Consider the following 12,285-nt stretch of genomic DNA (forward strand, 5'->3'; position numbering starts at 1 on the left):
CTCAGGGTAATTAAAATTGGAATCAAAAACTATGACAAAAGTTTGGCAAACTCTCCTAAAAACACTACCGCTTTCCCGTAAGCGTCACAAAAAACACGGGTTTACTTTGATAGAGCTTTTGGTAACTATTCTCATATCAGCAGTAATTATTACCGCTCTATTATCTTTCGTAATTGATTTATTACAAACCGATCGACGAGAATACGCCAGAGCAGAAACTCAACGAGAAATGGAAACAGCCCTAAATTTTATCGTTGATGATTTAAGAGAAGCTGTTTACATCTACGACAAAGTTGATCAACAAAGAAGTAATAGCGATCGTCTCCAAAATTTTATTCCCACCCAATTCAATGGTGCAACTGCCACACCAGTCTTAGCCTTTTGGAAAGCTCAACGACTTAATGATGCTGACCTACCTTCTAACTGTGGTGATAACGATGCCGAATGTAAGCAAGTCACAATCAGACGACGTGCATATAGTTTGATAGTCTATTACGTTGCCAAAAACCCTGCCAACGATCCGAAATGGAGAGGCAAAGCTAGAATCATCAGATATGCTTTCAACAAATATCCTAGCCTTCCCAGTCTTGGCAAAACTAATGGTTATAGAGACCCTGCCGAAGAAAGTAGTTTCGAGAATTGGCCCAATGTAAATGGTAGCCCTGGTGGTAGTGCAGCAAATCAGGGGGCTGGAACCATGCAAGCAGTTTTAGTTGACTTTGTAGACGATCCTGAAAATCAAAGCATCAACCCTAGTCAAGTTGAAACTTGTACTTCTAGCGACCCTAATAGCCCCTTCTACAGCACCGACCCCAGCAATAACCCAACTTACAGACGCATACCAGACCTAAATTCAAATAATAGAAGTAATAGCTTCTACGTTTGCATAAAAACTTTGGGTACTGTTGCCGGAACTAACCAACAAGAGAAACTTAACCAAGACGTGATTCTTTTCCTTAGAGGTAATCCTATTGGTAGGGTCAATGCTAACGATACACAACCACTTTTGACAGTGAGAGCCGGAGCCATTGCTCGTGGAGTTATCGATAAAAAACCCTAAATTTCGACAGAAATTTCTGCCATGTTAGATATCAAAAAAGGATAAAAAAATGAAGCGAATAAAAAAACAGCAAGAAGCTGGTTTTACCTTACTGGAAATGGTAGTAGTCATAGTATTAGTTGCTGTTTTAGCAACAATAGCAGCGCCGAGCTTCTTAGCAATGCTCAACAGACAACGCCTCGCTGACGCACAAGCAGAAGCAATGTCAGCAATCCGCGAAGCTCAAGCCAAAGCCAGACAACAAAAAGTCCCTTGGCAAGCTTGCTTTAAAGATGAGAACAATCAAGTCAGATGGTTTGTCAGCCCTGTAAGAGATACAGCAGATAATTGCAACACGCAAGGAGCTTGGAACAATCTCATTGAAACAGACTCCAAGGTAGTGCAAATAGACACCGCTTCTTCCAACCTTGACAATGGTTTTTATCGGGTAGCATTTCTATCCAATGGCTGGGTCGATCCAAGATTGGCACCAGCAGACTCCAATGCTGATGTTAGGAAAATCACATTAAAACTTCGGAATCAAAATGATGGCTCAAGACGCTGCGTCTATGTTGCCACTTTACTAGGAGCAGTCCGCACAGGCAAGGATAATGATTGCAACCAATAAATCATACAATTGACGGAGAAGAAAATTGAATATTCTACAATTATCCGTAAAGTCACGGTTGTATTAAAACGTACCTGAATGAAAAAATAAATCAGGTGCGTTTACTGGTCTTTACCAATGCAATTCTCATCCAATAAATCAAACCTGGGTTATACCCTATTAGAAATTTTAGTTATTTTTATGATAGTTGGCATCTTAGCTGCAATTATGGCACCCAGTTTGTCATATTTGTTGAATTTGTTGCGTCTAAATGCTGCACAAGCAGAAGCTTTAAGCACAATGAGACAAGCCCAAGCTAACGCTAGAAGAGAAAAGCGAATTTGGCAAGCCAGCTTTCGGGACGTGAATGGGCGCGTACAATGGTCTCTAAGTCCAGAAGGTCAATCCGAAGCAAACCAGATATGGAACAATCTCACTGGAGAAGACGCTACTAAAATTACTATCTTCAATTCAACATTAAGGAATCAGAGAGGAGTTTATAGCGTACAATTCAAACCCAACTACTGGGTAAACGGACAACTAGGCAGAATCACTTTTGTTTCTCGCGGAACTACCAATGGTGCCAGTCGTTGCGTATTTGTCTCCACCTTAATCGGAAACCTACGTACAAGTAGCGACAGAGATTGCCAAAATTAAGTCCGTTGGTGAGGGTAGGGACACGGCATCATCAATATTTGCAATTCTTACCGTTATCTCTTTCATGCCGTGTCCCTACGTCGTAATATTTCCCAAAAGAACGACTAAAGTCGTCACAAAAAATTAATATTACAACAAACTAGCTTTACTGCTTAAGACTCAGTAGCTTTCACATCCACCGCATCCTCTTCCTTCGCTTCTGGAGGTTGCAACTTCAAAATCAACACACCCAAAGGCGGTAAACACAAATCTAGCGAATAAGGCTGATTATGGTATCCCCAATTATCAGACCACTTACCCCCTAAATTTCCCATATTGCTACCACCATACTTCCGGGCATCACTATTGAACAACTCCTTATAAAAACCTGGTTGCGGCACACCTATCCGGTAATGACTATGAGGTTGCGGCGTAAAATTACACACCGTCACAACGAACTCATCAGAATCCTTAGCACGGCGGACAAACGAAATCACACTATGACGATTGTCGCTACAATCAATCCAGTAGAACCCTTCCTGACCAAAATCCTGAGTATATAACGCAGGTTCACTTTGATACAAATAATTCAACTCCGTCATAAACAACTTCAATTGCTTATGAGGGTCATATTGCAACAAATGCCACTCCAAATCCGACCAAACATTCCACTCACTCCACTGACCAAACTCCATACTCATAAACAGAGTCTTCTTACCAGGGTGAGCATACATATAAGCCAGCAGAGCCCGCACATTAGCAAACTTCTGCCATTCATCACCAGGCATCTTCCCAATCAGCGGACTCTTACCATGCACCACCTCATCATGAGACAGCGCCAGCATAAAATTCTCGCTGTGGTGATACCAAATACTGAAAGTAACATTGTTTTGGTGGAACTGACGGAACCAAGGGTCCATGTGGAAATAATCCAACATATCGTGCATCCAACCCATGTTCCACTTCAAATTAAAGCCCAAACCACCCACATAAGTAGGCCAAGAAACCATCGGCCAAGAAGTAGACTCCTCAGCAATAGAAAGAATACCAGGGAAATAACTAAAAATTACGTGGTTCATCTGGCGCAGAAAATCCGCACCCTCAATATTTTCGCAACCACCATACTGATTAGCCACCCATTCCCCATCAGGACGACAGTAATTCCAATAAATCATCGAAGCTACCGCATCCACCCGAATCCCATCAATGTGGTACTTATCGAACCAAAACAGCGCATTCGCAACTAAGAAATTCCGCACCTCATTGCGACCATAATTGAACACCAAAGTTCCCCAACCTTTGTGTTCGCCCTTCCGGGGGTCAGCGTGTTCGTACAAATGTGTCCCATCAAAGAAAGCTAAACCATGACCATCTTTGGGAAAGTGTCCCGGCACCCAGTCCACAATTACCCCAATCCCATTCTCATGGCACTTATCCACAAAATACATAAAATCTTGCGGCTTACCAAAGCGAGAAGTCGGCGCATAAAACCCTGTCACCTGATAACCCCAAGAACCATCAAAAGGATGTTCTGCCACAGGCAACAATTCAATGTGAGTAAAACCTAATTCCTTGACATAAGGAATCAAATACTCAGCCAACTCCCGATAAGTCAGGAACCGCGCCCCAGGTCTAAGTTCGGAGGTAATAACTACAGGTTCAATCTCCCCATTAGGTAACTTAGCAGGTTCCGCCGAAGAAGCGTGTAACCAAGAACCTAAATGACATTCATAAACCGCAATTGGTTTAGTCAAAGGTTCTGTGTAACGCCGCTTCTCCATCCACTCTTCGTCGTTCCAGGTGTAGTTACTTAAATCGGTAACAATGGAAGCGGTTTTTGGTCGAACTTCCTGTTGATAGCCGTAAGGGTCGCTTTTCTCGTAAATGTGACCCGCATGATTTTTAATCTCAAACTTGTAATGCTCTCCCACACCAATTCCAGGGATAAACAGTTCCCAAATCCCATTTACCCGCCTTGCCATCTGATGTTTGCGCCCATCCCACCAGTTGAAATCACCTAATATAGAAACATTTCGCGCATTTGGTGCCCAAACGGCAAAATACACACCTTTGACCCCATTAACTTCGGTTAAGTGTGCGCCTAACTTTTCATAAATTCGGTGATGATTTCCTTCGCCAAACAAATGAATATCAAACTCTGTGATATGGGGAGAACGAAAAGCGTAAGGGTCATAGATAACCCGTTGATGGTCTCCTTCTTTGACCCGCAACTGATAGTTTGCTAGTTCTGTGACATCATCAAGGAGACATTCAAAGAAGTGGGGATTGTGTACAGGCTGCATCTGATAATCTTTCCGTTGTTCCGGTAGAATTACCCAGGCTGCATCTGCATTGGGCAAGTAGCTTCGCACCACCCAGACGGTTTTGCCATTCTGTTCTATCGTATGAGGCCCTAATACTTCAAAGGGGTCGTGATGCTGATTCCAAACAATTCTGTCAATCTGCTCTGGGGCAATGGTTATGGACATGAGGCTACCTTACCTAAATATCGACTTAACTAAGTTGGTTTGATCGGGAGAGTCGTCTAGAAATAGTTTATATTTAATACATTTTTTTACACACTTTTGGTTTGGTAATTGGTAATTGGTAGTTGGTAGTTGGCTCTCTCGTTTTACAAAGCAGCCTGGGAGGTAGAATTTCCCAAGTCTCATACCCAGGTTCGACCTGGGTACGAGGGCAAAGTCTAAAAACTAAAATCTAAAAACGGTAGAATTAGACGGATTTGCGATCGCAAACGCAGCAGAAAAAGCAAATACTTGATATCGCTACTAACCATTGGCTCAGGTGGGGAATCTAATTGTAGAGATGCTATTAATTCAGCATACTCAGCTGCACTCAAAAGTTTACCATCGATCGGCGATCGCGCCTCCGTAATAATTTCCGTCCGCAAAATCTCCTCCGGCATATCCTCCGGTGGCGGCAGGGCTTCCACCACACTCGAAAAACACCCTACCCACACAGCAGCCCCAACTACTAACCTAAACCGGGACAAGAGGACAAGAGGACAAGAGGACAAGAGGACAAGGAGAATTTTGCCTTCTGCCTTCTGCCTTCTGCCTTCTGCCCTCTGCCTGTTCCCTTTCCTCAGCAAAATCTCCGATTTTAGACCGCTAGCCACTATCTTTCCCAATCTGTAGAACATTCACTTGATACCTATTTAATTTAGGACTTACGCACCATAAGCCAAAAAACCCGGTTTTTCGTTACTACCCTGACGCTGAAATAAGCCAATTACGTTCAAAAACCGGGAAGTGAGCGTAAGTCCTAAAATTCCCCTTGTCCCTTAGTTAGTTAAGAGTTTTAAGTTTTAAGTTTTAAGTTTTGAATTAATAACTTAAAACTCATAACTCAAAACTCATAACTTGCCCTTGTCCCCTTGTCCCCCCTGCCTAATCCAATCCTGGTGGCAATGGCTCTCGACAAATTTCGTGAATTTCTTTTATCCTGGCAAACAACCAAGGATACTCCTTTCGATATTCAGGAATTAAAGCCAAAGGACTCAACAACGCAGCAGCAGCAATATCTGCCACACTTAAACTGTCTCCCACCAAATAAGGTTGCTCTTGCCAAGGTTTTAATACTGCTAATGCCAATTTGACCCGTTCTTTTGCCAGATTTACCGTAGCTTCATTTATCTGATACTGACGACGCACTACCTGAATTAAAACTTGACTAAACCAAGAAGGGTCGATTTGCTTTCCTTCCCCAGCCCGAAAATCATAATAAATAAATCTAGTGGCAGTGCCAATACTTTCATCTAACCAATCTTCTAACATCCAAGCTGCTGTTTGCTGCTCAGGTTTTGGTAATAAACTTGGTTCAGGTTGGTAAGATTCCAAAAACTTGAATATTTTGGTAGAATCTGCAATGCACTCAGGTTTACCCGACTGTTGTGGTACTAAAACTGGTACAGTGGTTAAGCCCGTAATCGGTTTTAACTTAAACCGATGCAACCCAGGCGTTAAATTCTCCACTTCGTAGCTAATTCCTTTATATCCCAATGCTAAACGCGCCTTGCGACAATAATGGGAAGTACTAAACTGTAGTAAAAGCATTAAAAATACAGCTACTGTCACTAAACTAAAAATTGGTCAAGGGTAAAGGTTTTTCTGCCTTTACCCTTGTACCTTATCCCATAAAACTCATAAAAGAAGCAGAATCTCTTGCCATGAAATCATCCACGCTTAAGGCAGCGAAGAATTGCTATTGCCAAAAATATGAATATCTAGCCTGCGAGAGCTAATGAAGAGTTGGCAATTCCTTAAGGAGAGGTTGGACTAGTTGTGGGTGTTGCTGCTGGGGATGTCCCTGCGGGAGATGGACTTGCTGCTGGGGATGTCTCTGCGGGAGATGGACTTGCTGCTGGGGATGTTCCTCCTGCTGGAGGTGATGCCGGACTTTCTTGTGCTTGCTCACCACAGGCTGCCAAGGTAAAAGCCAAGCCAAGTCCTAAAATCACTGTCAAAAATTTTTTATTCATACACTCCTCTTGAAGTTAATTAATGCAGATTTGAGTACCTGCTAGATAAAGATAATAACATCGAAAGCCTAGCCGTCAAGCTCATGCTACAACGGTCAAATCTGACTACGAAGCTGGTCATCTAGTCTAGCGAGCGTAAAAAGTAAAATCTTTTCTTTCGCTTAGCTTAGGCCACATTCCACATTACAGTATAGCACATTGACACTCTCACTGTTAATCCTACGGATGTAACGGGAGATTCCTGATTCACCGAGCGATAGCCAGATTCAGAAATGGAAATTTGTCAAGTTAATCTAGCTATGATTAAGTCTAGATCGATCCCTTTTGGAGAATAGATATATGTCATTTGCGCCTAAGTCTAAAATTGTATCCCAAAGCAAAATTTCATCACAAAGGTTGGCAAAATCGAAGCTCAGTACTTTATCGCCAGCAGTACCAATTTGGCTGCGATGGTTAATTACATCCCAGCGATATACATCAGCGATCGCCTTTATCTTAATCAGTGCTACACTCTCATCTTATGCTGCTATAGTCTACTCACAACAACAGTGGAATCGGGAATACCAAAAACTACAATCCCTACAAAGAAAAGAACGCGAACTAACTACAGATGAAGAACAAAGAAAGAATCAACTAGCAGAAATCGCCGAAACCAAAACTCAAGGATTAATACCACCGAAACCGGAAAATAACCTATTCTTAGAAGCAGCACCCCAAAGACCAGCTACTAAAAATCCCAATACTTCAATCAACTCAGCATCTAATTCCAGAAGTAACCCTGCTCCACTAGGCTACTAAGCAGCAAAACTAAAATCATTTACTATGGCTAAATCAAATCCTTCCTCCTTTTCAAATATGAAGCGACTTGGAGCTAATTATCTACCAACAGTAATCAAAGACCCAAAAGAAATCCGTTTAGTACTTGTGTGGGTGATTTTGCTCTTAGGAGGTTTAGGATTGTGCTGGAATCTGTTTCGGTTGCAAGTTATCCAAAGGCGACTTTTACAAAGTTATGCCAAGCAGCAGCAAGAGATTACCCTGCGTCCCTTTGTGCCAAGGCGTTCCATAGTCGATCGCAACAATAACCTATTAGCAGTCGATCGTCCAGTCTACACCCTCTACGCTCACCCCAAAATCTTTCGCAGACAAACAAAAGAAGAAATTGCCAACCAACTATCTCCCCTCATAGGACTATCAACTGCCGAACTTCTAACCAAATTTAACAGCGCCGAAACTGGCATTCGCGTAAAAGATAAAATCGGACAAGAAATAGCCGATAAAATTACAGCCATGAGGCAAGATGGCTTAGAACTAATTCAAAACTACTCCCGCCTTTATCCCACAAAAGAAACCGCAGTCGATATCGTTGGCTACGTTGACGACAATCACAAAGGACAAGCAGGATTAGAGTACAGCCAGGAAACCTTACTGGAACGTTCCTTAAAACTACTCAGATTAAACCGGGCTGGCAACGGTGCTGTCATGCCAGACTATGCCCCCCAAGGCTTATTCAACGCTGACGATACCCGTTTAACACTAACAATAGATGTGCGACTGCAACGTGCCGCCCGTACTGCCTTGAAAACAAAAATGGCTGAATTCAAAGCTAAACGAGGTACAGTAATTGTCATGGATGCGCGGGATGGTTCCTTGTTAGCATTGGTTGCCGAGCCTACCTACAACCCCAACAAATTTTTTAACTATAGTAAAAGTCTCTACAAAAACTGGGCAATAACAGACCTCTACGAACCAGGTTCCACTTTTAAACCGATAAATGTCGCAATTGCTCTAGAAAATAAATCCATTGAACCCAACAGCGTTTTTTCAGACAGTGGCGCGATTAAAGTTAGTAACAAAGTGATTAGAAATGCTGGGGGAGGAGGACATGGCAGAGTCAATGTAACTAAAATTCTTGAGGTCTCTAGCAACGTCGGCATGGTACAAATTATGCAAACTCTCCAGCCGAAAGTTTACTATAGCTGGCTAAAACGTTTGGGAGTTGGAGCAGCTGTAGAAAGTGACCTTCCCTTTAGAGCCAATAGCAAACTCAAGCCAGAACGCATTTTTACTCGCTTACCCATTGAACCCGCTACTGCTGCTTTTGGTCAAGGTTTCTCTATCACTCCCTTGCACTTAGTCCGTCTGACAGCTACCCTGGCTAACGGTGGCAAGTTAGTCACCCCTCACGTGGTTCAAGGTTTATATAACTCCAAAGACGAACTTACCTGGCAACCTACATTACCTCCACCGAAAGCTGTGTTCTCTGCGAACACTACCAAAATAGTTACAGAGATGATGGAAAGTGTAGTTACGAAAGGTACTGGTAGAGCCGCCCAAATTCCTGGCTATCGAATAGCTGGTAAAACAGGTACAGCCCAAAAAGCCAGTCCTAATGGTGGTTACAGCGAGGCAAAAGTTACCAGTTTTGTGGCTATTTTGCCTCTAGAATCTCCCCGTTACGTAGTTGCAGCGGTAGTAGATGAACCAAAAGGTGGTTCTGGTGCTGCGGTAGCTGCCCCAATAGTGAAATTAGTTATGCAATCTTTAATCAATATCGAGAAAATTCCCCCCTCTAATCCTCAAAGTCTGGAGGCATATCCGTCAGAGGGGCAGGGGAGCAGGGGAGCAGGGGGGCAGGGGGGCAGGGGAGCAGGGGAGCAGGGGAGTAGGGGAGCAGGGGAGTAGGGGAGCAGGGGAGTAGGGGAGCAGGGGAGTAGGGGAGCAGGGGAGCAGGGGAGCAGGGGAGCAGGGGAGCAGGGGAGCAGGGGAGCAGGGGAGCAGGGGAGCGGGGGAGCAGGGGAGCAGATGATTTAGTATTAAGATATTGAAAAAGTAATTTTCTATTGTTTTAAATGAATCCAAAGAGACCTATCCAGAGTCACCGAGATTTGGAAGTTTACCAGTTGGCATTTGAGGTGGCGATGCAAATTTTTGAGTTGAGTAAGAAATTTCCTATAGAAGAACGTTTCTCACTCACCGATCAAATTCGTCGTTCTTCACGTTCTGTATGTGCTAACTTAGCAGAAGCATGGCGTAAACGTCGTTATCAAGCGGCATTTGTTGCTAAATTAAGCGACTCGGAAGCAGAAGCAGGAGAAACTCAAAGCTGGATAGAGTTTGCCGTCAAATGTCAATATTTAGAAGTTCAGCAGGGAAGAGAGCTTTACCGAAGTTACAACAACATTCTTGGTATGTTAGTGAACATGATTAACAACCCATCTCCTTGGTTAATGAGACATTGATGCTCAGAAAATTACAATCCAATCAATCAATCCCTCCCTGCCTGCTCCCCTGCTCCCCTGCTCCCCTGCTCCCCTGCTCCCCTGCTCCCCTGCTCCCCTGCTCCCCTGCTCCCCTGCTCCCCTGCTCCCCTGCCTCTATTCTCTATCCTCTACTTAAGCTCTGTTGTATTTTTTGCCATAGGTGTTCGTGATTTTTTGAGGGTTCTGTGCAACTGAGTCCTTGGCAAACTAAGCCGACTGTTCCGGGTGGTAGTTCGTCGGTCAAAATTGTGACTGCGGTGGGGAGATATTGTTGTTTGAGGAATTTTAGTTCTTCGCTATTGGTGCGAATTAAGGTGTAGTTACGATACCAGTCTAGGGCGGTGAATAAACTGGGGCAAGAGGAGGGGGATTTGTTCATGATTTCGCTAAAGGCTTGGAGGGCTTGCTCGGCCCGATCGAGATATGTTAAATCTTCTGTTAGCAGGGCTAATTTGACTAGATTGGCGATCGCAATTCCATTAGCAGAAGGAGTAGCATTATCAATATAACTCCTCTCTCTTACCAACAAATTCTCACTAGCATCACTAGCAGTATTGAAATATCCTCCTAATTCCACACTCCACAAAAATTCATCGAATTCTGTTTGCAATCTTTGAGCTTTTTCTAACCAAAATTGAGGATTTTCTTGCTCAATTCCTAATGTGGCTTGATGCAAATCTAACAATGCTTTAATGAAGAAGGCATAATCCTCAGACTGGGCGGAAACAGCCACTTCGCCTTCATAATTGACTCGATAAAAACGGTCTTTTACCCATTGATTTTCTAAAATAAATTTAGCTGCTTGTACTGCTGGCGCTAAATAATAAGGTTCTTCAAATACAGCAGCAGCCCTGGCTAAACCAGAAATCATTAAACTATTCCAAGCCACAATCATTTTCGTATCGGTGACTGGAGGAATTCTCCCAGGCCATTTTTTCGTTCTCGCTTCTTGGTTATTTCGGGCGGGGGGAAAAGTTTTTACTTGGTCTGGTGCAGCCCCATAACGAACAGTAAATAATTTGGCAAACGCTGATTCTAAAGTATTAGTTAAAGGGCTAGGGTCACGCTTTTGTAAAACGTTAGTTCCCTCAAAATTTCCTTCGTCTGTAACGGTGAAATACTGTTGAATTTCGGTAAATCCTTCTGGAGATAATAAATTTTGTAATTCTAAGTAACTCCAGACATAAAAATTACCTTCTTCTGGTTCTAAGTCTTCTGGGTCGGCAAAATTATCAGCATCTTGGGCAGCCCAGAAATAACCTTCTGGGGCAGTCATTTCCCTAGTTAGCCATTGTACTGTGAGTGAAATAGCTCTGGTAAAAGCTACTTCTTGCATTCCCAAAGCATACAAATTTGCCAAATACTCGACTATTTGACCGTTATCGTAGAGCATCTTCTCAAAGTGCGGCACTGTCCAAGTCCCATCAACCGTGTAGCGATGAAAACCACCAGCTACATGATCGAAAATACCTCCCAGTGCCAAAGCTAAACCCCTTTGAGTACAGAGTTGTTTTACGGGATATTTGGTAGTTAAGTTAAACCTGGTACTCCGTAATGCTACTTCTGCGTAAGGAATCATCGGGAAATTTGGCCCAGAACCACTATGACTCAGGACACCTGTGTTTGTTTCTAAACCTTTACCTAGTAAAGCTGTACTAATTTCCACACCAGCAGAAGATACTGCACTGGCTGACTGTTGTAAATAACCGAGAATTTCTGCGGTTACAGAATCAACTTTAGCTTTTTCCGTGTCATAATGACGGCGAATTGCTTGGAGAACTTGCAAAAATCCGGGTCTTCCGTAGCGAGGTTCTAGGGGGAAATAGGTTCCACCATAAAAAGGTACTAAAGTATGGGGGTCTAAAAATACATTTAAAGGCCAACCACCTTGCCCAGTCATCATTTGTAGACTTTGCATATAGATGCTGTCTAGGTCAGGTCTTTCTTCACGATCGACTTTAATAGCGATAAAATTTTCATTCATGTACTCGGCAATAGTCAGGTCGGAAAATGCCTCACCTTCCATGACGGTACACCAATGGCAGCTAGAGTAGCCGATCGAGAGGAAAATTGGTTTATTTTCCTGACGGGCGATAGCACAAGCTTCGTCACACCAAAACCACCAGTTTATGGGATTTTCAGCGTGTTTGCGAAGGTAGAGACTGGGAGATTGGGCAAGGCGATTGGTCATGAGTGCTGACTTCCTGGAATGTTTAGCTTTTCTAGAAGTTTAGCGTGC

11 protein-coding genes are annotated in these 12,285 nt (G+C 43.2%); 6 read left to right on the forward strand and 5 right to left on the reverse strand.

Annotated features, from left to right (window positions below; all coding sequences use genetic code 11):
• Window positions 1–31: 31 nt before the first annotated feature.
• From ACE1CA_RS26215 to ACE1CA_RS26225, 3 genes are all read left to right on the forward strand, one after another.
• Window positions 32–1,060 carry a prepilin-type N-terminal cleavage/methylation domain-containing protein gene (locus ACE1CA_RS26215; RefSeq protein ID WP_413279975.1) on the forward strand — a complete coding sequence of 343 codons (1,029 nt, stop codon included), beginning with the start codon at window positions 32–34 and terminating at the stop codon, window positions 1,058–1,060.
• A 49-nt stretch (window positions 1,061–1,109) separates the two neighbouring features.
• Window positions 1,110–1,667, forward strand: a complete 558-nt coding sequence (locus ACE1CA_RS26220; RefSeq protein ID WP_413279976.1) for a pilus assembly FimT family protein — start codon at window positions 1,110–1,112, stop codon at window positions 1,665–1,667.
• Between the two features lie 117 nt (window positions 1,668–1,784).
• Window positions 1,785–2,303 (forward strand): pilus assembly FimT family protein, encoded by a 519-nt coding sequence (locus ACE1CA_RS26225; RefSeq protein WP_486517544.1) that lies wholly within the window; start codon window positions 1,785–1,787, stop codon window positions 2,301–2,303.
• Between the two features lie 152 nt (window positions 2,304–2,455).
• On the opposite strand, the gene glgB is transcribed toward ACE1CA_RS26225, so the two are convergent.
• The 4 genes from glgB to ACE1CA_RS26245 form a co-directional block, all read right to left on the reverse strand.
• Window positions 2,456–4,771: a 1,4-alpha-glucan branching enzyme gene (gene glgB / locus ACE1CA_RS26230; RefSeq protein WP_413279978.1), complete on the reverse strand. Its 2,316-nt coding sequence runs from the start codon at window positions 4,769–4,771 to the stop codon at window positions 2,456–2,458.
• A gap of 215 nt (window positions 4,772–4,986) precedes the next feature.
• Window positions 4,987–5,238, reverse strand: a complete 252-nt coding sequence (locus ACE1CA_RS26235; RefSeq protein ID WP_413279979.1) for a glutathione S-transferase — start codon at window positions 5,236–5,238, stop codon at window positions 4,987–4,989.
• A 454-nt stretch (window positions 5,239–5,692) separates the two neighbouring features.
• Window positions 5,693–6,358, reverse strand: coding sequence for a glutathione S-transferase family protein (locus ACE1CA_RS26240; protein WP_413279980.1), 666 nt, complete (start codon window positions 6,356–6,358; stop codon window positions 5,693–5,695).
• A gap of 206 nt (window positions 6,359–6,564) precedes the next feature.
• Window positions 6,565–6,783 (reverse strand): hypothetical protein, encoded by a 219-nt coding sequence (locus ACE1CA_RS26245; protein ID WP_413279981.1) that lies wholly within the window; start codon window positions 6,781–6,783, stop codon window positions 6,565–6,567.
• A gap of 339 nt (window positions 6,784–7,122) precedes the next feature.
• Here ACE1CA_RS26245 and ACE1CA_RS26250 point away from each other — a divergent pair, with 339 nt between their 5' ends.
• The 3 genes from ACE1CA_RS26250 to ACE1CA_RS26260 all read left to right on the forward strand — a co-directional run bounded on the left by ACE1CA_RS26250 (window position 7,123) and on the right by ACE1CA_RS26260 (window position 10,025).
• Window positions 7,123–7,581 carry a hypothetical protein gene (locus ACE1CA_RS26250; protein WP_413279982.1) on the forward strand — a complete coding sequence of 153 codons (459 nt, stop codon included), beginning with the start codon at window positions 7,123–7,125 and terminating at the stop codon, window positions 7,579–7,581.
• A gap of 57 nt (window positions 7,582–7,638) precedes the next feature.
• Complete coding sequence (locus tag ACE1CA_RS26255; RefSeq protein ID WP_486517545.1) at window positions 7,639–9,468, forward strand: peptidoglycan D,D-transpeptidase FtsI family protein; 1,830 nt, start codon at window positions 7,639–7,641, stop codon at window positions 9,466–9,468.
• A gap of 167 nt (window positions 9,469–9,635) precedes the next feature.
• Window positions 9,636–10,025, forward strand: coding sequence for a four helix bundle protein (locus ACE1CA_RS26260; protein ID WP_486517546.1), 390 nt, complete (start codon window positions 9,636–9,638; stop codon window positions 10,023–10,025).
• 142 nt (window positions 10,026–10,167) lie between these two features.
• On the opposite strand, the gene ACE1CA_RS26265 is transcribed toward ACE1CA_RS26260, so the two are convergent.
• Entirely contained in the window at window positions 10,168–12,237 is a 2,070-nt protein-coding gene (locus ACE1CA_RS26265; RefSeq protein WP_413277927.1) for a thioredoxin domain-containing protein, read from the reverse strand.
• Between the last annotated feature and the right edge of the window lie 48 nt (window positions 12,238–12,285).

The organism is Floridaenema evergladense BLCC-F167, assembly GCF_041929205.2.
In the GTDB taxonomy this organism is placed as follows: Bacteria; Cyanobacteriota; Cyanobacteriia; order Cyanobacteriales; family Aerosakkonemataceae; genus Floridanema; species Floridanema evergladense.

Bases quoted from the DNA above. Each gene is read 5' to 3' on its own strand.
- ACE1CA_RS26265 (WP_413277927.1), bottom strand. From the start codon at position 12,237: ATGACCAATCGCCTTGCCCAATCTCCCAGTCTCTACCTTCGCAAACAC.
- ACE1CA_RS26245 (WP_413279981.1), bottom strand. From the start codon at position 6,783: ATGAATAAAAAATTTTTGACAGTGATTTTAGGACTTGGCTTGGCTTTT.
- ACE1CA_RS26225 (WP_486517544.1), top strand. From the start codon at position 1,785: ATGCAATTCTCATCCAATAAATCAAACCTGGGTTATACCCTATTAGAA.
- ACE1CA_RS26220 (WP_413279976.1), top strand. From the start codon at position 1,110: ATGAAGCGAATAAAAAAACAGCAAGAAGCTGGTTTTACCTTACTGGAA.
- ACE1CA_RS26215 (WP_413279975.1), top strand. From the start codon at position 32: ATGACAAAAGTTTGGCAAACTCTCCTAAAAACACTACCGCTTTCCCGT.
- ACE1CA_RS26250 (WP_413279982.1), top strand. From the start codon at position 7,123: ATGTCATTTGCGCCTAAGTCTAAAATTGTATCCCAAAGCAAAATTTCA.
- ACE1CA_RS26255 (WP_486517545.1), top strand. From the start codon at position 7,639: ATGAAGCGACTTGGAGCTAATTATCTACCAACAGTAATCAAAGACCCA.
- ACE1CA_RS26260 (WP_486517546.1), top strand. From the start codon at position 9,636: ATGAATCCAAAGAGACCTATCCAGAGTCACCGAGATTTGGAAGTTTAC.
- ACE1CA_RS26240 (WP_413279980.1), bottom strand. From the start codon at position 6,358: ATGCTTTTACTACAGTTTAGTACTTCCCATTATTGTCGCAAGGCGCGT.
- glgB (WP_413279978.1), bottom strand. From the start codon at position 4,771: ATGTCCATAACCATTGCCCCAGAGCAGATTGACAGAATTGTTTGGAAT.